The 25620-nt window shown below is 37.9% G+C and carries 23 protein-coding genes; 17 read left to right on the forward strand and 6 right to left on the reverse strand.

Annotation, left to right across the window (positions count from 1 at the left end; all coding sequences use genetic code 11):
• Positions 1-42: 42 nt before the first annotated feature.
• The 5 genes from QBE53_00205 to QBE53_00225 all read right to left on the reverse strand — a co-directional run bounded on the left by QBE53_00205 (position 43) and on the right by QBE53_00225 (position 7014).
• Positions 43-1713: a DUF4091 domain-containing protein gene (locus QBE53_00205; GenBank protein ID WZL81563.1), complete on the reverse strand. Its 1671-nt coding sequence runs from the start codon at positions 1711-1713 to the stop codon at positions 43-45.
• 24 nt (positions 1714-1737) lie between these two features.
• Positions 1738-2562 carry a carbohydrate ABC transporter permease gene (locus QBE53_00210; protein WZL81564.1) on the reverse strand — a complete coding sequence of 275 codons (825 nt, stop codon included), beginning with the start codon at positions 2560-2562 and terminating at the stop codon, positions 1738-1740.
• A gap of 15 nt (positions 2563-2577) precedes the next feature.
• Positions 2578-3450, reverse strand: a complete 873-nt coding sequence (locus QBE53_00215; protein ID WZL81565.1) for a sugar ABC transporter permease — start codon at positions 3448-3450, stop codon at positions 2578-2580.
• A gap of 88 nt (positions 3451-3538) precedes the next feature.
• Positions 3539-4852 (reverse strand): sugar ABC transporter substrate-binding protein, encoded by a 1314-nt coding sequence (locus QBE53_00220; protein ID WZL81566.1) that lies wholly within the window; start codon positions 4850-4852, stop codon positions 3539-3541.
• A gap of 233 nt (positions 4853-5085) precedes the next feature.
• Complete coding sequence (locus QBE53_00225; GenBank protein WZL81567.1) at positions 5086-7014, reverse strand: AraC family transcriptional regulator; 1929 nt, start codon at positions 7012-7014, stop codon at positions 5086-5088.
• Between the two features lie 206 nt (positions 7015-7220).
• Here QBE53_00225 and QBE53_00230 point away from each other — a divergent pair, with 206 nt between their 5' ends.
• The 11 genes from QBE53_00230 to QBE53_00280 all read left to right on the forward strand — a co-directional run bounded on the left by QBE53_00230 (position 7221) and on the right by QBE53_00280 (position 17765).
• A complete protein-coding gene (locus QBE53_00230) occupies positions 7221-7703 on the forward strand; it encodes a sigma-70 family RNA polymerase sigma factor (protein WZL81568.1) in 483 nt (160 codons plus the stop codon).
• Entirely contained in the window at positions 7693-8283 is a 591-nt protein-coding gene (locus QBE53_00235) for a hypothetical protein (GenBank protein WZL81569.1), read from the forward strand. The genes QBE53_00230 and QBE53_00235 overlap by 11 nt, the downstream gene beginning before the upstream one ends.
• Before the next feature lie 452 nt (positions 8284-8735).
• Positions 8736-10160 (forward strand): anthranilate synthase component I, encoded by a 1425-nt coding sequence (gene trpE / locus QBE53_00240; GenBank protein WZL81570.1) that lies wholly within the window; start codon positions 8736-8738, stop codon positions 10158-10160.
• Positions 10141-10704 carry an aminodeoxychorismate/anthranilate synthase component II gene (locus QBE53_00245; protein ID WZL81571.1) on the forward strand — a complete coding sequence of 188 codons (564 nt, stop codon included), beginning with the start codon at positions 10141-10143 and terminating at the stop codon, positions 10702-10704. The genes trpE and QBE53_00245 overlap by 20 nt, the downstream gene beginning before the upstream one ends.
• Before the next feature lie 12 nt (positions 10705-10716).
• Positions 10717-11748: an anthranilate phosphoribosyltransferase gene (gene trpD / locus QBE53_00250; GenBank protein WZL81572.1), complete on the forward strand. Its 1032-nt coding sequence runs from the start codon at positions 10717-10719 to the stop codon at positions 11746-11748.
• Positions 11749-11752: 4 nt separating this feature from the next.
• Positions 11753-12532, forward strand: a complete 780-nt coding sequence (gene trpC, locus QBE53_00255) for an indole-3-glycerol phosphate synthase TrpC (protein ID WZL81573.1) — start codon at positions 11753-11755, stop codon at positions 12530-12532.
• Entirely contained in the window at positions 12516-13130 is a 615-nt protein-coding gene (locus QBE53_00260) for a phosphoribosylanthranilate isomerase (protein WZL81574.1), read from the forward strand. The genes trpC and QBE53_00260 overlap by 17 nt, the downstream gene beginning before the upstream one ends.
• Positions 13127-14332 (forward strand): tryptophan synthase subunit beta, encoded by a 1206-nt coding sequence (gene trpB, locus QBE53_00265; GenBank protein WZL81575.1) that lies wholly within the window; start codon positions 13127-13129, stop codon positions 14330-14332. The genes QBE53_00260 and trpB overlap by 4 nt, the downstream gene beginning before the upstream one ends.
• A gap of 26 nt (positions 14333-14358) precedes the next feature.
• Complete coding sequence (trpA, locus tag QBE53_00270) at positions 14359-15141, forward strand: tryptophan synthase subunit alpha (protein ID WZL81576.1); 783 nt, start codon at positions 14359-14361, stop codon at positions 15139-15141.
• A gap of 129 nt (positions 15142-15270) precedes the next feature.
• Positions 15271-15714, forward strand: a complete 444-nt coding sequence (locus tag QBE53_00275) for a CBS domain-containing protein (protein ID WZL81577.1) — start codon at positions 15271-15273, stop codon at positions 15712-15714.
• A gap of 248 nt (positions 15715-15962) precedes the next feature.
• Positions 15963-17765: a glycoside hydrolase family 20 zincin-like fold domain-containing protein gene (locus QBE53_00280; protein WZL81578.1), complete on the forward strand. Its 1803-nt coding sequence runs from the start codon at positions 15963-15965 to the stop codon at positions 17763-17765.
• Here QBE53_00280 and QBE53_00285 read toward each other — a convergent pair.
• A complete protein-coding gene (locus tag QBE53_00285; GenBank protein WZL81579.1) occupies positions 17762-18598 on the reverse strand; it encodes an AraC family transcriptional regulator in 837 nt (278 codons plus the stop codon). The genes QBE53_00280 and QBE53_00285 overlap by 4 nt on opposite strands.
• A gap of 174 nt (positions 18599-18772) precedes the next feature.
• Here QBE53_00285 and QBE53_00290 point away from each other — a divergent pair, with 174 nt between their 5' ends.
• The 6 genes from QBE53_00290 (at position 18773) to QBE53_00315 (ending at position 25431) form a co-directional block, all read left to right on the forward strand.
• Positions 18773-20218 (forward strand): hypothetical protein, encoded by a 1446-nt coding sequence (locus tag QBE53_00290; GenBank protein WZL81580.1) that lies wholly within the window; start codon positions 18773-18775, stop codon positions 20216-20218.
• An 8-nt stretch (positions 20219-20226) separates the two neighbouring features.
• Positions 20227-20682, forward strand: a complete 456-nt coding sequence (locus QBE53_00295) for a MarR family transcriptional regulator (GenBank protein ID WZL81581.1) — start codon at positions 20227-20229, stop codon at positions 20680-20682.
• A gap of 80 nt (positions 20683-20762) precedes the next feature.
• Positions 20763-21683 (forward strand): helix-turn-helix transcriptional regulator, encoded by a 921-nt coding sequence (locus QBE53_00300; GenBank protein ID WZL81582.1) that lies wholly within the window; start codon positions 20763-20765, stop codon positions 21681-21683.
• Between the two features lie 54 nt (positions 21684-21737).
• Positions 21738-23693, forward strand: a complete 1956-nt coding sequence (metG, locus tag QBE53_00305; GenBank protein ID WZL81583.1) for a methionine--tRNA ligase — start codon at positions 21738-21740, stop codon at positions 23691-23693.
• Between the two features lie 21 nt (positions 23694-23714).
• The gene (locus QBE53_00310; GenBank protein WZL81584.1) at positions 23715-24497 is read left to right on the forward strand and encodes a TatD family hydrolase; all 783 of its coding nucleotides are present in this window, start codon (positions 23715-23717) and stop codon (positions 24495-24497) included.
• A gap of 13 nt (positions 24498-24510) precedes the next feature.
• On the forward strand, positions 24511-25431 hold the full coding sequence (locus tag QBE53_00315; GenBank protein WZL81585.1) for a DUF3881 family protein: 921 nt from the start codon (positions 24511-24513) through the stop codon (positions 25429-25431).
• Positions 25432-25620: the final 189 nt, after the last annotated feature.

Here is a 25620-nt window from a genome sequence, read left to right on the forward strand (position 1 = left end):
GTATCTTCTTATAGGGTACTGGTTTTTTAGGGTGTGCGGATTTTATGAAAGTTTTTTTTCGATGGTTCGATTAATAGCATTTCTCAATTTTTCGATGTAGGTTGGACTTTTTGGATATTGATTAAATGTTATTGGCATATCAAGGTCTTTATGAACAAGTTCAAGAACATAGGTGCGGCTAGTGAGGGATTCTAAAAGGCGTAAGGCACGAAGATCACGCATCGCTTCGGACAAAACCATGAGGCGAATGGATTCTTGAGGCTTATAGTCTTTGCCGGGATAGACCAGAAAAGGATCACCTGAAGGAAAAGCTTCTCCTGCATCCGTAACACAATAGGGGTTGATTTTTTTTACGGAGTATTGTGTGCTATAGAAGTTATACCCCCAGTGTAAAAAACCTTCAATATCAAAGACATAAAGTAAAACGCCAAGAATACGATTCCTTGCGGAAGGCATGGACATAAAACGGTTGCAGACATTGATATTTTGTGCGCAGCAATAGTAGACCCATAAATTAGCAACAGCATGGTCTAAAAAGGGCTGAATATGATCATTGGCAGGAATCGGCTTAGGTATAAGACCTTTTTGGTAAAAGTCATAACTACTTAGGGCATCAATTATCGGGTAGCCTTCGAGGTGATGTGCTACCACGGCTTTGGCGGCTTGATAGGAGTCTAAATGTTCAGACGTTGGTTCATCGGATATGTGAAAATAAGTGTTTTCTTGTGTAAAACCTTCTTTTTTCAGTGTCGCTAAGAGCTGTGGAAGAAAGCTGTCCATAAAGTTTTGATAGGATGGGCTGGTTGCAGGGACGTCCCAGCCAAAAATCTGAACGTATTGATCATCCTTATAGGCCATGATTTTTGGTGTGTATTTTGCCCCCCATTGTGTAAAAAGATGGGCAATCTCAAGGTATTTGATGCCATTTTTTTGGCATAAGTGTATCCATTGAAGAAGCTTATTAAAATCAAAACGATAACTATCATTTTCAAGATAAACATCAATGAGCTGGACGGTCGTTCGTTCACCGCCGATGGCTGTATCGAGTGGTGGTGTGAAGATAGGGGTCAAAAGCATATTCATTCCATGGCGTGATGCCGTTGCGATGAAGTGGTCAATAATCTCCCAATGGGTCGGACTAAAGACTTCCACTCCATAATAATCAGCGAGACAATCAGCGTGAAACCATTCGGTATGAATGAGTTGTTGTTCAGGCAACAAGGCATCAATGACATCAAGGCATAACTCTTTAGTCCATAAGGTCTGATTTGCCTCATCGGTGATATGAATCTTGATACGGTGAGCCATGGGAAGAGTCTTTTGATTGGGTATAATATCAATCCATAGACAACGCCATTGGCCAGGGATAACCATAAGCTTTGTATCAGGCGCTATCGGAGTTAGTAAATCAGGAAAGACACCAGGACGCGTAGTCAGGTAGTTGTCATCGTAGGCTTCATAGGCGGGCAAAAGTGAGGGCACATAGTCGACGGTGCGTATAAGAATATCTGGTATAGTCTCACATGTAACAGATACATGAATCTTATCCCTTGGTACGCCGGTTAAACTTTTATGAAAGGTATAAGCTAGTTGAACGGATAGTGGATCGTTTTTTAAGCATGTTAGTGATGGAGAGGCATGGAGAGGTTGGGGTCTTTGGTGAGGAAAAACTTTTTCTAAGGAACTAACGAGCAAAAATTCAAAATCTTTCATAGTCAAAATCTCCTTTTTATGTGATTATCCTTTGATTCCACTCATTGCAATACCTTCAATAAATTGTTTTTGTAAAAAAATATACAATATAAACGGGGGTAAAAATGCAATAGTGGAACCGGCCATAACTAGGCCGTAGTTGGTTGAGTAGCTTCCTTTTAGGGTTGATATGGCAAGCGTTAAGGTATGCATCTTGCTATCGGTTGCAATGACTAAGGGCCATATAAAATCATTCCAAGAGGTAATAAAGGTAAAGACGGTCAATGACACGAGAACAGGCTTGATAATGGGGATGACAATTAGATAAAAAATTCTAAATTCAGAGCATCCATCAATTCTAGCGGCTTCGAGAAGCTCATCCGGTAAGGATTCCATAAATTGCTTGATTAAAAACACCCCAAAAGCATTGAGAATCGGAATGATTAATGCAGGATAGGTATTGAGCATATTTAACTTTCGCATAATAGTAAATACTGGAATCAGTGTGACTTGTCCCGGAATCATCAGCGTAATCAGGTAAATATTGAACAGAAACTTATTACCCGGAAAGTCTTTTTTTGCAAAACCATAGGCAGCCATGGATGCGATGATGGCATTGAGCAAACAAGAACAAACAGTGACGATGAGGCTGTTTTTAAAATTGGTCAACAGATTAAAATTTTTAACGACCCGAGAATAGTTGGTAAAATCCAAGGCGTTAAATTGGATGTCCAAATCAAGGGAACTGGTTTGACGCAGGGATGTGATTAGCATATAGGCAAATGGTGTTATTGCAAAAAGGGCAATCAACATCAGAAGCGTCACCAGAATCATATAGTTTAGGCTTATTTTTCGTGTGTTTTTATTCAAAATCGTTGATCTCCTTTAATAATTATCTTTAAACAAAAGTTTTTGAATGCTGGATATGATGACAATAAAAACAAGCAGCAGCAGAGAAATTGTACTGGCATAGCCCATACTAAATTCTTTGAAGGCTGTATTATAGATGGTCATAACCAAAGTAATTGTCGAACGACCGGGTCCACCACCGGTCATGACATATACGAGGTCAAAGATTTGAAACGACCAAATGGTTCCTAGGGTTACAACAAGGAAGGTAATAGGTTTTAACATGGGCATGGTGATATACCAAAATTGTTGGTATTTATTGGCACCGTCCACTTGTCCGGATTCATAAAGCATCTTAGGAATTTCCATGATGCCCGCATAAAAGATGACTAGAAAATAGCCGACATTTTTCCAAATAGAGACGAGGCATACACTCAACAGGGAGGTGAACTTGGTACCCAGCCAGTTGACCTTATCTAGACCAATCAATGCAAGAAAAGTATTGATAATGCCTGTATCTGTAGCCAGAAGAAAGCTCCAAAGGGTTCCGACAAGAATGGTTGAAGAAATCACCGGAATAAAAAGAGAACTCTTGATAAACCCACCAAGTTTATTTTGGAATTTTTGTGCAAGTACCGAGGCAATTACCATGGAAAGGATGGTTTGTGTCGGTACCACAAAAAGGGTGAAGATAAAGGTGTTCTTCATTGATGAGACGACAAAGGGGTCACCAAGCATTCGAATATAATTTTTTAATCCGGTGAATGTGGGTGCCTGGATAATATTGTAGTCTGTGAAACTAAAGTATAGGGTCATCAGAATAGGTATAAGTGAAAAGATGGAAATCAGTATAAGGCTTGGAGCAATATATAGATATCCATATAGGGCTTGCTTTTGTTGATTTTTCATATCTGTTAGGTCCTCTCTTATCAATCATGATGTTTAAAGCCATATGAAAGGGCTTCATATGACTTTAAATGGATATCAGTAGTTGAATTTAGTTGCTAAGTACATTTTCAGAGTATTCAACACTATAGCTTAGGGCCTCTTCCGGTGAAAGCTCACCCATCATCATTAATTGTAGATTTTTATAAAGAGAGTCATAGGCCTTAAAGGAACCAGCAACAGCAGGTAGAGTGCGTAAATCGGCGGCATTATTGGCATACATATCTTTAAATTCTGCATGATCATTATATTCTTCATCCTTTGCTACAGGAGGGAACATGGCTAATTCGTGATGGAATTTTGTCATAATATCACCACTTGTCATGGTTTTCATCAATTTTGCTGCTAATTCCTTGTTGTCTGAATTACTGGTCATAATGAGTGCGTCAGCAGCGACGAAGGTTCCGCCGGATTTGTTGGTTAAGAAGGGAACAAAGTCCCAATTAATCCCTTGATCACCAAGTTTTGCGGCGTTGGTACAATCAATCACTGTTAGGGCTACTTTTTCATCGTTGAGTAATGCAATGACATCGTTATTTGTATAGGACATAGCATTTTCAGAGATAATATCATGTTTAAAGCGTAAGTCATATAAAAATTGGGTGGCTTCTAAAGCTTCGGGGGAATCGAGAGCAAGTTTACTTGCGTCGTCTGTGAAAATTTCACCACCGGCTTGCCATAGATAAGGATAGTATAGGGAATTTAAGGCGCCAATGGCAGGCTCGCCCCAAGGTTGGGCAAATGGGATGATATCCGGTGTTTTTTCACGGAGTATTTTTCCGGTTGCAATCAGTTCGTCCCATGTCGTTGGAACCTCGGTAATACCGGCATCATTAAGTAAGTCCATATTGCCTACTAAGATTCGGGCATTTCCTACAATAATTGGGAGTGTATATTGTTGGCCTTGGATAAATCCCTTATCAAGATATAAGTAATTCTCACGGTCCTCTTGGGTAATATAGCTATCAAGAGGTTCGATAGCTCCCATATTAATAAAGTCACTAATCATTTCAATATACATATAACCTACATCTGGACCGGAACCGGAGGTGATTCCGGTTAAGTATTTTTCTTCGTAATTTCCCCAAGGAACGATTTCTACAGTTAGCTCCACATTATTTTGTGTGGCAAAATCACTTAGGTTATCTTCCCAAAAGCTTTTATCGAGGGCATCTTCTGTGCCAAATGGGGGCATCCATAAGACCAGTTCCGTCTTTTCTTTATCTTGGGAAGCGGTTGAGGATGATGCTGATTGAGAGGTGGTTTCCTTTGATGTGTCATCAGAAGGGACTTCTTTAGGTGCGCAGTTTGTCAAGGTGAGTAATAAAAGAACACCTACCATAATAATACTTAGATACTTTTTCATAATAACATCCTTTCATAGATAGATTGATTAAAATGCTGTTACTCAGTATCTATACTATTCATAATACGTGTTCATGTAAATAAACATAATTCTTGATTTGTATAAGTTGCCTAAAGCCTTGCTATATAAAGCTTGAGCAACAATAACAGCATATAAAAATAAACAATTATTCTGTGTAAATAAACAATAATTTATATGAAATGCATAGGAAAATCGCCTTATCGGAAAAATTGTTAGTGGGTATTTTTATCCTTAAACTTTCCGGGGGTGGTTTTTTCATATTGCTTAAACACGCGAATAAAGCTGATGTCACTTGAAAATCCAACGTGCTGAGCAATATCTTTGACAAGAAGATCGCTTGTCAAAATGAGTTCTTTGGCGTAATCAATGCGACGCTGATTGATATATTGAATTATACCAATCCCGAAAGTCTCTTTAAAGCAAGAGGATAGATGGGTATTGCTGACCTTGAGTTTATCTGCGATTAAATACAAACCAAGAAGTGGATCCGTATAGTGGGCATCAATATAGCGTTTGGCTTTTTCTGGTGTGCTCAAAGTGATTTTTTTTGAGGGACTTGCTTGAGGACAAGTCGATGGGTCATAAATGTAGAGATTTTGGGAGAACCCAACATGCTGTGGTGCAACCTCCAAGGATTCGGCATAACTATTTCCAATCGACTCCATACCGTGATAGGCTTGCCCAAGACAGGCAATGCACTCTCCAAGTTCAGAGAACAAAGGAAGAACATTAGTTGCCATCTCTTCTATCGTATGAGCGGAGTTCTTTTGCGGGCTATTGATTAAGTAGACCAAATCTTTATTATATAATGTTCCGATAATATACATATCGCCATAGGTGTGTTGCAAATATTCCAAGCCACTAAATAAGTGGGTCTGAAACGGTTGAAGATCCATGGTTTCATCAAAGATGGGGCGGATGAGTAGCACTTGGAAAAAATCATATTCAAAGACAACATCATAATGTTTGGCTTTATTGGTAATCATAGATTTTTCCAAAAGACTACGGTCTAGAATGCTGCTTAAAAAGAGGCTTTCAATTAAGGTTTGCTGATGATTAAGACGTTCCCTATTTTTAAGGTTTTGTACAGTCATTGTATCAATTTCAAAATTGATAAGGTCATATTCATTAATGGCGTCTTTACCGCAATTTGGATTGGTTTGAGAGAGTTTTTCCAAGATTCCATATAACGGAATGTTGTTATGTTGAGTTAATCGTATTGAGATATAGGCGCCGATAAGTAGACAAATGATAATGGATACATATGAAATAAAACGAATATTATGGGTTATAGCTAGTATTTCTGCACTATTTAACCAGGTTAAATAATGAATGTTTGAATACCTTGAAGTTTGTGTAATAATGAAGTTGCGGTGATACTCATAGATACCATCATTATGTAAAAAACTTTCAGGCACATTACGTAATAACTCAAGTGCGGTTGTATTACCAAAAAAGGAGACATTAGTATTGGATGAATCAAAAAGTGTGGTATGTGAATCAACACGTATATCACTGTCCACATACAAAGCAGTTAAGAGCTCATCTTGATTAATTTCAATGGTTAATATGGCATCTTTTTTGGATGCAATGTTATAAGGTAATTGGGAATGCATGTATAAGAGAGCATCTCCATTTTTTTGACGGATATAATATCCTTTATCACTAGTAGAGGCTACGTTGGATAACCATGTGTTATATCCTTCACGGTTTAAATTATTGTATAGAAGGTAATAGGATTTCGAGGGATAAATACCTTTATCACTGACAATTAGATCAATTTTTGGATAATAGATATAGATGTTAGAGATAAAGCGGTTTGAAATCTTATAATTATTGATTTGATGGTGAAATTGAAAAAGTTCCTCTTGGTTTAATGTCTCGTAGGCTGTGGATTTTTTAATAGCGAGATTGGTAGAATCTAGTTCAAGCATGGAAGTGATTTTTTCAATTTCCATAAGATTTGTTTCAATGTTTTGCTGTACTTTTAACATGAGGTTATAATTTAAGCCAATGATTTCTTCTTTGAAACGGTGAATAGTCCAAGTTGTCAAAATAGAAATGACAATGAGTATTAGAATAATGACAATAATAAATGAACGAATCCATATCAAATTTGCTTTTTGCTTGATGAGTTTCATACTTTCACCATCCTGAGTCATATTTAAGTCCATGTTAACTAAAAAATTGGTGGTTATACACAAAATAATGAGGAACAATACCTGTATTTTATAATATTTGGATGATAATTACAAGCAATCATATTTTTTAAATAGAAAGTGTAACCTTTTAAAGGGTTCGTTTGTATTATTAGTGAAAAGCTTTTTAACAACAAAGGAGTAAGCTCATGAGACAACCAGTAGAGATACTGATTGAAACGTATAAGAATAACTTGTATGTTATTGCATTTAACATTTGCAAAAATATTCAGGATGCAGAAGATGTTGTTCAAGATACCTTCATTCAGTATATAACATTTAAAAAAGAATTTGAAACAGAGCAACACATACGTGCATGGCTTATAAGGGTAGCAATCAACAAAGCAAAGAATAAAAACCTAACTTTTTTTAGACGTAAAATCGAGCCGTTGGAAAAGTATATGGAAACACTGACTTTTGAATCATCAGAGTCTTTTGAACTATTTGATACGGTCATTAAACTGCCGGAAAAATACCGAGTTGTTATTCATTTGTTCTATTACGAAGACTACGCTATCAAAGACATTGCCAGTATTTTAAAAATTTCTGAGAGCAATGTAAAGGTCAGATTGTCACGTGGAAGAAAGTTGCTAAAAAACACATTAAAGGAGGTATGGGAAGATGACGAATAAGGAAAAATATAAGCAGGCGTTTTCAGGAGTGCATATCTCGGATGACTTTTCTTTGGAGGTAAAAACAATGACAAACAAAAAGCAAAGATTTAATCAAATGATTGCAGGTATTGTTGCCTGTATACTTTTAGTCGGAGGCTCATCCGTTGCGTATGCAACTGATTTGGGTGGAATCCAGCGTACACTTCAACTATGGATAGACGGGGATCAGACAGAAGTCAGTATTGAGTTTGAAGCTGACGGAAGCTATGCAATGGAATATGTAGACAGTGAAGGCAAAACGATTAACCAGGGAGGCGGAGGCGTGGCCATTAATGCGGATGGAAGTGAACGCCCATTGACACAAGAGGAGATTATAGATCACCTCAATGATCCGGATGTGCGATATGAAGAGGACGGTTCGGTTTGGATTGATTACTTTGATCAAAAAATTGATATTACCCAAAAATTTGATGATGATGGTATATGTTATGCAAAGCTTTCCAATGGACAAGAAGTCCTTTATGTTACGATTAAATACCAAGAAGGTATGGCGTATAGCCCTAAAAAATATCTGAGTCCATCTTCATTTAATGAATGAAAATAGTGTTATAAAAGCTGGGAAGCCTTGTCATTATTGACTTGGCTTCTTTTGTTCTTAAAAAAAAAGAATTATCGCTTTACAGTGGTAAAGAATTGTGCTATACTTTTTTTAATTATAGTAGACAATATCTACGAGTGGAAAAAGTAGCTAAGATTAAGATGTTCAGCGAGCCGTCGGTGGTGTGAGGTACGGTACATACAGTGTTAGTGAATGGTTCCATGAGATGCTAGGTGAAGTTCAGTATCCGATGCCGGGTTCTCCCGTTACAGAGATATAGTATCGATGAAGCATTGATGATTCATCCGTACAGAATGACTTTGAGTGGCTTATGAACATTTCGTCTCAAACGAAGTGTTTTTTTTGTACCATTTTGGGTGGCATAGCGAAGACATATTCGTCCCAAGGAAGGGGTGAATATGTCTTTTTTTAAGTTAAAGAGGAGGATGACGATGATGAAGATGAAGTTAAGAACGTATGAACGAAAACTTTCAGGAGACACGGAGACACCGATTTCTATTTACTCAAAATATGTACATACACAGGTTGGTTTTTTACTTGAAAGCAAAGAGCAACCTAAGGGACGCTATTCATTTATGGCAGCTAATCCATATATGCAGATTCGTATTTATCGAGACCGTATTGAAACAACAACAGAGGATATAACGCAAGTCACCTATGGACGAGGATTAGAGCATGTAAAAACGATGATGGATGATATTAAAGTATGTAATACGACCCAGTTGCCATTTATTGGGGGAGCTGTCGGAACAGTAGGATATGATATGATTCGTGATTATGAGGTGCTTCCCGATAATAATCCAGATACTATTGGTACACCCGATGCGCATCTACTGTTTGTTAAAGAGCTTATTGCCTATGACCATTACCGCCATCAGATACATCTGATTTGTCTCGATAGTGATGATGAGGAAGGACAAAAACGCAGTGAAAAGCGCTTTGACCGTATGCAAGCACAGTTGCATGAACCTCTTAATTTAAGTAAGACATGTGCACCTATAGAGGTAGAATTTACAACGAATATGAGTGAACAAGCCTATATCAAGGCAGTACATCAAGCAAAGCGCTATATTTATGAAGGGGATATTTTTCAAGTCGTCTTATCCCAGCGGTTAAGCGGGAAAAGTCAACATGTGAATACATTTAACCTCTATCGCAAGCTAAGACAGGTTAATCCTTCTCCATATTTATATTACTTTAATATGGGTGACTATGCGATTGTGGGGAGCTCGCCAGAAATGTTAGTCTCCATCAAAAAAGACTGCATTCGCACGTGTCCGATAGCCGGGACGAGAAAATTAGGTGCAACCGATGAGGAAAATACTGCGTTGGCTAAGGCGTTACTTGAGGATGAAAAAGAGCGGGCAGAACATATGATGTTAGTCGATCTTGGACGCAATGATATGGGAAGAATTGCTGAAATTGATTCCGTAAAGATTGAGGCATTGATGGAAGTACATCATTATTCGCATGTGATGCATTTGGTTTCCCTAGTCTCTGGGAAACGGCGAGAGGGTATGAGTATGTTTGAAGTATTGATGAGTTTTTTACCAGCAGGAACCTTGTCTGGAGCTCCTAAAATCAGGGCAATGGAAATTATTGATGAACTGGAAAATAAACGGCGGGGAATCTATGGTGGTGCCATTGGGTACTTTGGGTTTAACGGGAATATGGACATGTGCATTGCTATACGCACGATGGTTATCAAAGATGACATCATTCATATTCAAGCGGGTGCAGGAATCGTTGCTGATTCGGATCCGAAAAAAGAATATGAAGAAACCCTAAATAAGGCTAAAGCTTTGGTGGCGGCTATTGGAGGAACGGAGGTAGGCTATGCTATTGTTAATCGATAATTATGATTCTTTTACATATAATCTGTATCAATATATTGGACACTTTAAAAAAGACATCAAAGTGGTACGTAATGATGAGATAACGATTGAGCAGATAGAACAACTGGCACCTGAACAAATTGTACTATCGCCTGGTCCTAAGACGCCAAAGGAAGCGGGGATTTGTCTTGAGGTTATTCAACAATTTTATGATAAGATCCCAATCCTTGGCATATGTCTTGGACACCAAAGTATTGGAGAAGCCTTTGGGGGTATAGTCAAGCATGCAAACGTACTCTATCATGGAAAATCAAGTTGCATTAACTTTGACCCAGATCCGATTTTTAATGGAATGGAAGGACCGATCCATGTGGCGCGATACCATTCTCTTATTGTAGATCGGCATACATTGCCCAAGGAGTTGAAGGTTCTTAGTATGTATGAAGATGAAATTATGGCGATGAAACATGAAGACTATCCGGTTTATGGATTGCAGTTCCATCCGGAGTCATTATTGACAACTCAAGGGATGGATATAATTCGAAACTTTTTATTGCTTAGTTAAGGAGGTTTGTGCATGAAAGAATATATTGAAAAAATCATGTCAGGTGAAGATTTAACAATGGATGAGATGACAAAGGTTATGGAAGGGTTAATGAGTGGAACCATAGACCCGGTTCTTGCAGGAAGCTTTTTGACAGCCCTCAAAATGAAAAAAGAAGCAGTGGCTGAAATTATTGCTGGGGCACGGGTGTTAAGGCAAAAGGCCATGACGATAGACCTTGCTCAAGAGATAACCCTTGATACTTGTGGGACAGGGGGAGATGCGCTGGGAACGTTTAACATTAGTACGGGTGTAGCGATTCTTTCAGCAGCAGCGGGTGTCTGTGTCGTTAAACATGGTAACCGTTCCGTATCCAGTAAGTGTGGATGTGCAGATGTATTGGAAGCATTAGGGGTTGCCATTGAACTCCAACCAGAGCAAGTTAAAGCGTGTATTGAGAAAACGCAGATGGGTTTTTTATATGCACCTATTTTCCACGCAACGATGCGGCATGTAGGTTCGGTTAGAAAGACCTTGGGCTATCGTACGATTTTTAATATTTTAGGACCATTGGCGAATCCGGCGAGCGCATCCTATCAATTAGTAGGTGTCTTTGATGAACAACTCCTTATGATTTTTGCAAAAGTTTTAAAAGAGCTAGGAGTTAAGCAAGCAATGGTTGTACATGGGATGGATGGTCTTGATGAAATTACGATTGCATCGGAGACAAAAATTTGTGAGCTTCGAGAAGGAGAGATTACACTTAAAACCATAAGCCCAGAAGATTTTGGGTATAAGCGTGCACCTTTAAGCACCATTGTTGGTGGTGACAGTACAACCAATGCTCAGATTCTATTAGATATATTCCAGGGAAAAAAAGGACCAATGCGAGACGTCCTTGTACTCAATGCAGGAGCGGCGCTTTATACGTGTCAAAAAGCGGCAACAATTAAAGAGGGTATCAATATGGCAGAACATATCCTTGATACAGGAAAAGCAATGCATAAGTTAAACGAATTCGTTGAGGTTACTAACATGCTTAAACGTGTTTCGATTGCGGGGTGATAAAATGGCATTATATTTACATGAGATTGTCCATCAAAAACGTGTACGACTAGAAGAGCGTCAATTAAGTTATCAAGAACTAAATATGCGGATTCAACAGCAAGGTTTTCGACCAAGCTTCAAAGAAGCTCTACAAAAAAAAGGACTGTCCATTATTGGGGAAATTAAGAAAGCCTCGCCGTCCAAAGGCTTAATTCGAGAAGATTTTCATCCGGTGGCAATTGCAAAAGAGTATGCAATGTGCGTTGATGCGGTGTCGGTATTGACAGAAGAACATTATTTTCTAGGGTCAGATATTTATTTGGAAGAGGTTAGTCGAGCCATTACGCTACCGACATTGTGTAAAGATTTTATTATAGATCCGATACAGATTTTCAATGCGAAAGCGCTTGGTGCCAGTGCAGTATTATTGATTGTACATATTCTTACAGATACACAGCTAGGTGATTTATTACAATTAACAAAAGAGCTAGGGATGGATGCCTTGGTAGAGACACATACACGAGAAGAAATAGAACGAGCAGTATGTGCCGGAGCTGAGATTATAGGGATTAACAACCGTAATCTTAGCACATTTGAAACCAAGGTTGATGTGACACTAGACTTGGCAAAATATATTCCAAAAGAGTGTATTGTCATTAGCGAGAGTGGGATTTTATCTCCTCTTGATGTCGAAGTACTATCCTATGTGGATATTGACGCAATTCTTGTGGGAGAGAATTTTATGCGAAGTACATCCATTAAGCAAAGTGCAAAGGAGTTAAAAAATGCCTATCGACGTTAAAATTTGTGGATTAAAAACCAAGGAAGAGATTAATATCATTAACCAGTTTCCCATAGCCTATGCGGGATTTATCTTTGCACCCTCAAAGCGTCAAGTGTCTATTGACCAAGCGAGGGCACTTATTCAATCCATGCGAAAAGATATACAAAAAGTAGGCGTGTTTGTGGATAGTCCGATAGAAGAAGTTCTACGTGCGGTGAATGTATGCAAATTGGATGTTATCCAACTACATGGAAAGGAAACTGTGGATTATATTCAAAAAATACCTTGTAGGGTGTGGAAAACCATTCAGGTTGAAGATACATCCAGTTTTGAAGGGGTGCAAAACTATCTAGGAACTGTGGAAGGACTGTTGTTGGATACCTATCATAAAGATATGCATGGAGGAACAGGTGTTGAGTTTGATTGGTCATGCATCCCCTTTACACTTTTTAAGCAAAGTAAGATGATCCTTGCCGGGGGACTAAGACCAGAAAATATTCATGAAGCAATAAACAAGGTGCAACCTAATGTTATTGATGTGAATTCAGGAATTGAAGTACAGGGGTATAAAACCTATGGAAGAATAAAAAAATTATTTGAGGAGTTGAAGATATGAGTCGATTTGGAGAATTTGGAGGACAATATGTACCGGAAGCGTTGATGAATCCTTTAAAGGAATTAGAGAAAGCATACAAAGAGGCCCTTAACGACCAAGGGTTTATGGATGCATATAGGTATTATCTAAAGCAATATGTAGGGCGACCGGCACCCTTATATTTTGCTAAGCGCTTAACAGAAAAATATCAGAAAGCAAAAATCTATCTCAAACGGGAGGATTTAAATCATACAGGAGCCCACAAAATCAATAATGTGTTGGGGCAAATCCTCTTAGCTAAACGAATGGGAAAGACAAAGATAATTGCTGAAACCGGAGCAGGTCAACATGGGGTTGCAGCAGCAACGGGTGCCGCCCTTTTTGGTATGGAGTGTCGTGTGTTTATGGGGGAAGAAGACATAAAGCGTCAAGAGCTTAATGTTTTTCGAATGAAATTATTAGGAGCGCAAGTGATTTCGGTTTCATCAGGGACAGCGACATTAAAAGACGCAACCAATGAAGCTATCAGGGAATGGGTTCGCTTGGCAGAAGATACATTTTATGTGATTGGTTCCGTGGTAGGACCCCATCCTTATCCGCAAATGGTTCGAGATTTTCAACGGGTTATTGGTGATGAAACTCGTGAGCAGATTCTTGAACAAGAAGGGCGTCTACCTAATCGTATCTATGCTTGTGTTGGCGGTGGGAGTAATGCTATGGGAATGTTTTATCCCTTTTTGGAAGATACCAAGGTGGACTTAATTGGAGCAGAAGCCGGAGGTCTTGGTATAGCGAGTGGAAAGCATGCAGTAGTATTATCCAAAGAGGTTGAGAGTCGCATTGGTGTGTTTCAGGGAATGAAAACAGCACTTTTAGCCGATGAAAATGGAAATATTATTCCGGCACATTCGATATCAGCAGGATTAGACTATCCGGGAATTGGACCGGAACATGCTTATCTTGATTCGATAAATCGTGCACGTTATGCCGTCGTTTCAGATCAAGAAGCCCTTGAAGCTTTTGAAGAATTATCAAGGACAGAGGGGATTATTCCGGCACTTGAAAGTGCCCACGCCATTGCTTTGGCGATACGAGAAATAAAAACGACCCAGCCAGAAGATATTGTTGTTATCAACGTGTCTGGACGGGGAGATAAGGATACGCATACGGTCATGGCATATTTTGAACAAGGAAAAAAAGACTTGGAACGCTTGAACAAATAAAGCTATTGAATGCTAGGAGGAAAAAAATGAATCGTATTGAACAGGTACTAAAAACAAAAAAACAGCAAAATTTAAAAAGCTTTATCGGATACTTTACGGCAGGAGACCCTTCAATAGAAGCCTTACCAAGTATTGTGAGTGCTCTTTATAGAGGGGGATGTGATGTTATTGAGATGGGTATCCCTTTTTCAGACCCTCTAGCCGATGGACCAGTGATTCAAGCCGCCGGACAAAGAGCGATTGAGAGAGGAACCACGATTTATAAAATTTTTGAATGCGTAGCGACATTTCGAAATACTATTCAAGTGCCTATTGCTTTTTTAGTGTATTATAATACCCTTGTTATCTATGGCGTCGAAGCGTTTGTTCAACAGTGTGTTAAGATAGGTATTGATGGATTAATTATTCCCGACTTACCCTTTGAAGAGCAAGAAGAACTTAGCCATTATTTGAAAAATACATCTATTGCCTTAATTCCATTTGCTACGCCGACATCAAAAGAACGCATGCACTTTACATTAAACCAAGGACAAGGGTTTGTCTATACCGTTTCATCTATGGGAGTGACGGGGCGTTTGTCGGAGTTTTATGAAGATTTGGATACATATGTTCAAGAGGTAAGATCGTATACGACGTTACCGATAGCTATTGGATTTGGCATATCGACGCCGGATGATGTTAAGCGTATGGGGGAATTGGCGGATGCGGTTATTGTGGGAACGGCAATCGTAAAAAAAATATACGAATCCAAAGGAGATTCAGATACGATTGCAGGGTTTGTGGCATCACTTGTAGAAGGGTTAAAATAGTACATATGAACAAAAATAATGATAATTTTAATGAAATCCTAAGAATTTTTACATCATTGTGTCATATTTATTTGATATTATAAAGAAGTAGTATATAGATATAGATTATGAGAATGACGAGGTGAGGCAATGAATATCGCATTTTTCTTAACGCCTAAGCATGAAATAGTTACACTGACAGAATCAATGACTTTACGACAAGCCATGGAAAAGATGGAATATCATAAGTATTCAGCTGTTCCAGTCATTGATGATGAAGGGCGTTATAGATATACATTATCAGAAGGAGATATCCTGTGGTATGTTAAAGATCATATGGATTTAAGTATAAAAAATTCTGAAAAAGTTAATATAAGCCAAATAGAAAGATCTAGAAGTATTGAAGCGGTGTCAATTAATGAAGAGTTTTCTGTTGTAGAGGAATTGACGCAATATCAAAACTTCATTCCGGTGGTGGATGATACAGGAATCTTTATAGGGATTATCAGACGCAGTGATATGATGGCTAAGCATTTTGAATATGATAACAATAAGAAAGTAAGAAAATTCAAGCTCAATTGGGCAGAAGCATAAAGATTAAAAAGAATAACGATTAAAAAGAATAAGGAAGCTTTTTATATAAAAGGCTTCCTTATTCTTTTTTCTTTAGGTAGCAATCGTTTGTTATAGCGTCCTATCTTGGAGCGAAAAAGTGCGGTGTAGAAAAAGTCGAGGTCAATATTGTGCTCAAAAATATTTTGTTGAAGGGGTTGCATTAACAGGTATAAAAGGATAGGATATATTCTGAAAGATATAGTAAATTTTTGAAATTGGAGGGAACTATGAATATAATACCAAAGCCAAAGCAGGTCGAAATATACGAAGGGCAATTTGTCATTGATATTCAAACAGCACTTATTGTGAGCAATCAACGCCAAACAAACAAGTTTGCGATTGAGTTAAAAGATTTTATTAAGGAGAAGCTGGGTTTAAATATAAATCTTTCCTTGTCGGCAAAGCGTAGAATTATTTTTGAGCATATGGCGACAGAGAATGCTTATGAACTGAGGGTAGAGTGTGATGTCATTCGAATTCAAGCACCCGATGATCAAGGATTGTATTATGGAATGCAGACGTTAAAACAGCTGATTGTTCAGTTCAAACGCCATATTCCACAAATGTATATTCAAGATAAACCCTTATTTAATCATCGAGGGTTCTATCATGATGTGACACGCGGAAAAGTACCTACTCTTAAGATGATGCAGTCACTTGCAGATACAATGGCTTTTTTTAAGTTAAATCAGTTACAGCTTTATGTGGAGCATACATTTTTGTTTAGCGGACAAAGCGAAGTGTGGACAGTAACAGACCCACTGACGGCAGAAGAAATTATTCAGTTGGATATGTACTGTCGTGAGCGTTACATTGAATTGGTTCCTTCAATTACAACGTTTGGACATCTGTATGAAGCACTTCAAACCGATTCGTTTAAGCATCTTTCGGAAAGTGAAAAAATAGATGAGTTTAGTTTTTATGATCGGATGCTTCACCATACACTAAATACCACATTGGATGAAAGCATTGCCTTTGTAAAACAAATGATGGATGACTTTGTTCCTTTGTTTAGTTCCAACAAACTCAACATTTGTGCAGATGAGACTTTTGACCTTGGAGAAGGAAGAACAAAGGCACTGGCACAAAAAGTTGGAAAAAGTCGCTTGTATGTTGACTTTTTGAATCAAATTATTGAGCATGCACGTACGTATGATAAAGAAATTATGTTCTGGGGTGATATGATTTTGGAGCATTCAAAGTGTGCCAAAGAGTTGCCTAAGGATTTAGTCTGCTTAAACTGGTGGTATGAACCTGAATATCCTGAAGCAAAAGTTAAAGCGATTACAGAGTATGGATTTCCTCAATATATGTGCCCCGGGGTTAACGGATGGAATCGTTTTATGAACAATCATCAAATGGCCTATGACAATATAAAGATGATGACCGATTATGGAAAGAAATATGATGCTATCGGTATATTAAATACAGATTGGGGCGATTTTGGGCACTGGAACTTTATCTACAACTCCTTCCCAGGATTAATATATGGAGCGGCGTTTTCTTGGGGAGACAGTCGCACGATTGAACAGATGAATCAAGCAGTAAATACTATGCTTTATGAGACGAACAACGATATAATGGGACTTCTTATGCAATTATCCGACAAACATATTATGGATTTCACCTCGTTTGTACGATGGTTTGAAAAGGATAATGATGAATACATTAAGCGTATCAATGTATCGGAAGAACATGTGTATACATGTAATAAAGACATTGAGCATATTATCCATACACTCCAAGACAGTATGCAAGGTTTGGACACACAAAAAAGAAAACATGTGAATGCATTTATTGTTTCAGCACAAGGCATACAATGGATGAACATGCTTTACCTATTGGTACGAAAAGACGCTCAAGGTATTGAATTAGAACAAGATTTAGATGCATGGCAACTGGCAGAACGCATTGAGTATTGGTTTTTGGATTTCAAACAAATATGGTTAATGGATAATAAACCATCAGAATTATCTCGAAGTACAGAGTTCATTCGCAAAATAACCACCTGGTTAAGAAATAATGCTTAAATTTGTTGGTTGAAGTATTGTGAAGGGGCGACAGACATAATTTTTTTAAATGTTCGTGAAAAATAGTTATAATCATTATAGCCAGAGTATTCGCAAGCCTTTGTGGGCGAAAGACCATCAAGTATTAAGGCTGCAGCGTATTGACAGCGTTGTTCATTAAGGTGTGCGATAATGGTTTGGCCGGTATGTTTTTTAAATAAGCGACACATATATGGTTTTGAAAGCCCTAACTTCAAGGACATCTCTTCTAGAGTGACTTGTTCTGAAAAATGATGATTCAAATATTTTAGGATACTGTGTACATGGGTAAGACTTTGGGGATGGGTTGATTGAACAAGTAATGTTTCTTCCTTTTTTTGACAAAGCAGCCATCTAAAAAAATTTAAAATACTTGCAACAACAGCCAGTTCATAATCTGGCTGTTTTTTATGCATTTCATCGATAATCGTATCCAGATATTTTGTTGCTTTAGGTTGAATACATATTGTAGGATATTGATTTGAAGGTAATTGTAATTGAGGATATGAGGATAAGTAGGGCATATCTCGCAAATCAATTTGAAGAATATAATGAATGGTGTGATCATAAAAATCTGAGCCGCGATGCGCAAGCCCCCAATAGACGATGCCGATATCACCTGCATATAAGCGCTGTGTATGTCCATCGATATTTAAAAGGAGACTTCCTTGTTTAACATAATATATCTCAATTGCTTCATGCCAGTGATAGTCACACCCCTTATGCGAAGCGTCGTGATGCATTTCTTGAACGATTACAGGAACGTTAGGATTATTCATCAATATATTTTCAAAATTTATGTTCATCGCGGCCATAAAAAACGTGCTCCTTTCAAGTGTTTTGTGTAGTCCTAATTAGATTGTACAGGGGAAATTTGGATACTGTCAAGCTAGGAAAACACATTCGTTTTATTTGCTAATTAAGGGGTTGTAGTGTAAAATTAAATCAACGTTTTTTATATCATAGATTATGAAGGGATAAAAATAGTTATGAAGCTCAAAGGTTTTTATATTGGTGTGTTGGCTGTTCTTATTTTTTTATTATCAGGATGTCAAGAAAAGACAGAAATCTCAGTATTTGATATAGATTCGACCAATATTGATATGTGGGATGTCTATATTGAGCAGTTGATAGAGCAAAAAGCTTATTATAAAGCGAATATAAGCTTATATCAGTATTTTGATATGCTTAAAGATAATGAAAACTTACCCGATAAAATAAAGGACCAAGCACTGCAATCACTTTTGAGCTATGGCCATGAGCTGATGGGTCATGGAGTGAGCGTAGGATATTGGTATAATCAATTGCAACCTAAGCATGTGGATTTGACAGCAATTGGGATAAGTTATATGCCTCAAGAGACAATTGATTTAAAAGAGCCGAGAGGTTTGACCTTAAAGTATACCCTTGACGGCTCCAATCCTATGGATACGGGAATCGCTGCTAAAAAAATCATACTAGAAGGTCAAGAGGGTGACGTTGAGTTATCGGTCGTGTATATGAATCGTTTTGGAATATATGGACCAACAACAACACGAAAAATACATGTAGACGTACCAGAAGAAGCACCGGAAGAAATCCCGGAAGAAGTTTTAGATAAAATTCCCGGAGAAACCGCTGGAGAAGATGGGACGGGTCAAGAAGACTTAGAAAACCCTAAGCCAAGGGATGGGGTAACAATTCAAATCGCACTGTTTGGTTTTGAAGCATCGGTAAATCAAGCGTATCAAGACCTGTTTAAATCACTTGAGAGTGAAGGAATATATGCTCAGGCAAAGGTTTATAAAACCTTAAGTGAAGTTGATTATAGTCAATTACCGGATGTCTTAATCAGTCAGGCAAACTATGCTCAGGATGTATCAGCTTATGGGATTGCATTAGCCGTTGATGAGGTCATGGATATGGAAGCGTATACGTATTATGGTGACGCATTAAATGCCGGAAGGTTCAAAGGAAAAACATATGTCTTGCCGCTTACTATTCGACCTAATGAGGTGTCTAGTGCATCCTCGCCAGAAATAGTTCTAGGTCTTTACTATGGCTTGGGGGGAGATATCCTTGATACGGAGTATGAAGCTATTGAAATGGATGAAAAGCTGTTAGCCGATGCAGTGGCAATGTATAATGCCCAGACAATGGATGTGGATCCGATTTTATATAATCATATTTCGGGTATGATGGTATCAAGATTTGCGATTATTGGTGCTGACGGAGAAGCGAAAAAAACGATGATAACTCAGATGTATAAGTATTTATATGGGCATCCAGAGGCGCTAGAACAAGTGAGTCTGGCTGAGGGAAGTACAGTTGTTTTTGAAACTAATCAAGATATAGACGATGAAAAAAAGCAGCGGATAGAAGGAAATGTATCAACCATCCAAAGTTATAGTTTGCAAAATATATATAATCAGATTCGAGAAAAAATAGAAAATTAGGTGAAGTTATGGATCAAAAATATGAAGTGCTTAATCATATCCTCGTGCATTTGTTTAATGATATTATGAAAGTAGAAGAAAAAGCCTTGGCTCAAGGTCCTTTTAAGGAGCTTACTATTACAGATATGCATACAATTGAAGCGATTGGATTAAATACATCCCGTAATATGTCTTCGATAGCCAAAGATTTATCGATTACCGTAGGAACACTGACGATTGCGATTAATCATTTGGTCAAAAAAGGGTTTGTTCAGCGGATTCGAAGTTCAAAAGACCGACGGGTTGTCTTAGTTTCATTAACATTGCAAGGAAAAAAGGCCTTTCGTCATCATATCGAGTTCCATGATCGGATGGTAAAAGAAGTGATGAGTCGACTAGAAGAAGATGAGCTTGAGGTTTTGGTGAAAGCATTGACAAAAGTAGATGATTTTTTCAGTCATGAAAAGGGGAAGTTGGGGCTATAAATCTTGTTTTTATCAAGGTTTAATGATACAATATTTTAAGTTAGGCTTGTTAGCCGATATGAACTTAAGGAGTCAGTCATATGGAGAGAACCTTAGGACAAAAAATAAGGGATGAGCGAAAAAAGAATAAACTGACACAAAAAGAGTTGGCAGGTAATTTTATAACTCGAAATATGTTGAGTCAAATTGAAAATAATCTTGCAAAGCCATCAATTACAACGATGGCGTATTTGGCGAATCGTTTGAATAAAACGATAGATTATTTTATGAGTGAAGAAACAAAATCAGAGCAAATCGCAAAGTTGGCCAAAGAATTAATGTCTGACTATAAAGAAGATAATTGTATCGAAGTTCTTGAACGTTTGGAAGCCTTACGTGTTGAATCCCCATCAATATTTAATTCCAACTTTATTGAGGATATATATATCAATTGCCATTTTAAAAAAGCAAATATGCATATAAAAAATGGTGAGTATCAGCAAGCACTTTTTTATTATGAGAAACTGCTTGAAAATGAGAATAATCTCTTGCTAAATCATGAACTCATTGCATATGAATTATATGTAAAGCTAGTGGATGCATATACAATGACCGGGGACCATAAAAAAGCAATGAATTATAACCAAAAAGCCAAAGAATTAATACGTCGATTGATTGCAGGTAAAGAAGTTCAAGATGTGTACTTGCTGTTTTCACAAAACGATAATGAAGCGGCAATCAGCGCAGCCAAAAATATTGATTTTGAAATGTTAGATGACTATAGTAAAGCCAGATATAATATGGTGCTAGGAAGCGCCTATTTTAATCTCAAGGACTATCTTAAAGCCATTAAATACTTGGAGAAGTCGATTACGTATTATCAGGAAAAAATGTATAATAGCTTAACAGTTATGATTTTTGAAGAGCTAAGTAAATGCTATGCGAATTTAGACCAACATGAAAAAGCGGTTGAGTATATGAAGAAAGCGAAAATTAGTTTTGAAAAGGGGCAGATTCATTGATTTCGTTTTTTCATTAGTGTATAATCGTACTAGTTAATCATAAGGAGGATTATTATGGCTAAAAAACCATATTATATTACGACAGCCATCGCATATACATCGCGAACACCACATATTGGAAATACCTATGAAGCAGTTATTACAGATAGTATCGCACGTTTTAAGCGCTTGTTGGGATATGATGTTTTTTTTCAAACAGGAACGGATGAGCATGGGCAAAAAATTCAGCTTCAGGCACAAGAAGAGAACATTACACCTAAACAACATGTAGACAAAATCGCAGGTGAAGTTAAGGAAATCTGGGATTTAATGAATACAAGCTATGATAAATTTATTCGAACAACGGATGATGAACATGTAAAAACGGTTCAAAAGATTTTTAAAAAATTATATGATCAAGGTGATATCTATAAAGGAAGCTATGAAGGGCTTTATTGTACACCCTGTGAATCCTTTTTTACTGAAAGCCAGCTTGTCGATGGAAAATGTCCGGATTGTGGTCGAGAAGTGGAAAAAACCAGTGAAGAAGCCTATTTTCTTAAATTGAGTAAATATGCGGATCGATTAATGGATCACATCAATCAACATCCTGAGTTTATTCAACCAGAATCACGTAAAAATGAAATGGTAAACAACTTCCTAAAGCCTGGATTACAAGACTTATGTGTGTCACGAACGAGCTTTAATTGGGGTGTTCCGGTAACGTTTGATGAAGGACATGTTATCTATGTATGGATTGATGCCTTATCAAACTATATTACAGGGCTTGGCTATGACCCAGAGGGTAATCATGGTGACTTATTTAATAAGTACTGGCCGGCGGATGTCCATATTATAGGTAAGGACATTTTACGATTCCATACTATTTATTGGCCGATTATGTTGATGGCCCTTGAGGTTGAATTACCTAAGCAAGTGTTTGGCCATCCATGGCTAATGATTGGCATGGATAAGATGAGTAAATCCCGTGGAAATGTTATCTATGCCAAAGATCTCGTAGAATTTTTTGGTGTTGATGCGGTTCGATATTATTTATTACATGAGATGCCTTTTGGTCAAGACGGTACATTAACCTATGAATTGTTGGTTCAACGTATTAATTCTGATTTGGCAAATATATTAGGTAACTTAGTTAATCGTACAGTAGCTATGGTAAATAAGTATTTTGATGGTGTGATTCAAGCGCCGGATACGAAAGAAGCGATTGATGATTCCTTACGGACATTAGCTTTGGCTACACCAGGGAAAGTGTTGGATAAAATGGATGATCTTCGTGTTGCTGACGCCATGGATGCGATATGGACATTGCTTCGTCGTTCCAACAAATATATTGATGAGACAACACCATGGATTTTGGCTAAGGATGAAGCATTAATGCCACGTCTTGGAACCGTATTATATAACTTGCTTGAATCCATTCGTATGTCTGCAGTTATGTTGCAGCCATTTATGCCAGAGACTGCAGAAAAAATCTTTGAACAACTCAATACGCAAGTGACGGATTGGGATTCTCTTGGCAACTTTGATGGTATTCATGCCGGGGATAAAGTTGGAGAAGGTGTTGCCTTATTTGCACGTCTTGATGAGAAAAAAACATTAGACATGATTGAAGAAAAAATGCAGGCAAAGCAACCCAAAAAAGTCGTTGAAGAACCTAAACAACCTCAAGAAGTTGAAGAGGTTCCAGAGATTACTATTGATGATTTTGCAAAGGTACAGTTTGCAGTAGGAGAAATCCTTGAATGTAAAAAACATCCGAAGGCAGATCGACTCCTTGTCTCAAAAGTTCAATTAGGCGAGGAAATACGCCAAATCGTCTCTGGGATTGCAAATTCATATACGCCAGAAGAACTTGTTGGTAAGCAAGTGGTTGTAGTGAAGAACTTAAAGCCGGTAAAACTTCGAGGTGAGTTGTCAGAAGGAATGATTTTAGCTGCATCAAAAGAAGATGGAAAAGTAAGTCTTGTAACTGTGGACAAGGCCGTTAATAGTGGAGCAGAAGTTCGATAGATTTTGACAGAAGGTGATTAAATGATTTTTGAAAGTCATGCACATTATGATGATCCACAATTTTATAAAGATAGAGAAGCAATGTTTAAAGAGTTTCCAAAACAAAATATTCAATATGTAATCAATATCGGGGCGGACATGCGTTCGTCCAGATTATCCATTGAACTTGCCAAACGTTATCCTTTTTTGTATGCAACGGTGGGGGTACATCCTCATGATGTTGGTGAAATGAAAGAGGAGGACTTAGAGCGTTTGATTCATTTGGCTACATATGAAAAGGTGGTTGCAATCGGAGAGATTGGCCTAGACTACTACTATGATAGTGCGCCGAAAAGTGTGCAGAAGCTTTGGTTTAGAGAGCAGCTAAAGCTTGCCAATGAGCTGGATTTGCCAGTGGTTATACATAGTCGAGAGGCATCGCAAGATACGTTTGATCTTCTCATGGAAGCCGATTTAAAAAGTGCACGTAATCCTAAGCGCCCCAAAGGCGTTATTCACTGTTATTCAGGGCATGCTCAAATGGCGATGGATTATATAAAAGCTGGATATATGATTGGGGTTGGCGGTGTAATTACGTTTAAAAACGGTAAAAAATTACGTGAAGTGGTTGAAGCCATTCCAATGGAAAGTATTGTTGTGGAGACAGATGCGCCCTATTTGGCACCGGAACCGTATCGAGGAAAACGCAATGATTCTAGATACTTGAAATACATTATAGAAGAAATCGGAAAAATAAAAGGAATATCCCCAGAAGACGTCGAAGATATAACGTATCAAAATGGGAAGCGATTATTTTTTGATTAAGCGAGGTAATATTATGATGCTCTATATCAAAGCGCTTGGATTTAGTGAATATGATACAAGAGAAAAAGCGGAAAAACTTGTACAACAAGTAATAGACAAACCCACAACGCGTTATATTTCAAACTATAAAGAAGATGCAATAAAAGTCGAATACTATAAATCCTATGGCAAAGATTTTGGTCTTGTGGTGCGTGGAGAGATGGATGATAAAGAGGAACTGGTAATTCATACCGTCATCCCTTATGCAAAAGGGCGCAACCTGATGGATACCCATGAGATTGATGTTTCAGCCAATGATGATACGATGAGTTATAGTGGATTTTGTGAAGAGAACAAATCAGGTACGCCGGTATCTTTTTATTTGCAAAACCTGATTGATTATATTGAAATTCAAGATGATGAACATGTATATATTGATGGGGTTCGCTTATCTTTATTTGCGGTGGAAGGCACGGTGATTCTTCCTATCGAAAAAGATGAAGACGATGAAGATATGGAACTTGCGGAGCAGTTGATTCGAGAAGAGTTACTTAATCAAGCGCGTGAAGGGGATGAAGATGCTATGGATGCCCTTGAAGAAGAAGCGCTAGAAGCAACACGCATTTTACGGGAGCGACTTAAAAATGAAGACCTCTTGACAATTTTGGAAGGTTTTTTCATCCCATTAGGAGATACAGAAGACGTATATTCAGTGCTTGGCACGATTATTGACGCAAAAAAACTGATCAACCGAGTTACTAAGGAAGAAGTTTGGCGAATACGTATGCGATGTATGAACATTGTTGTGGATACGTACATTAATTCAGAGGACCTTATTGGCAAACCCATGCGCGGCATGCGCTTTAAAGGAACCTGTTGGGTACATGGTCAGATTGACTTTGAATTGCATGATGATTTTGAAAACCATAACGAAGATAATGATGCGACAAACTAGTCGCATCAAAGCTTTGTTCTTATTTGTCCTCATAGTTAAATGGATATAACCGGGACCTCCTAAGTCTCAATTCTAGGTTCGATTCCTAGTGGGGACGTTAAAAAGAGCATCTAGATAAGATGCTCTTTTGTCATTTGTTGTATAAATCTCAAACGCATGGATAGTTTTTCGATATTACATTTAAAGATT

The sequence above is a fragment of the Vallitaleaceae bacterium 9-2 genome (genome assembly GCA_038396585.1).
In the GTDB taxonomy this organism is placed as follows: domain Bacteria; phylum Bacillota; class Clostridia; order Lachnospirales; family Vallitaleaceae; genus UBA1351.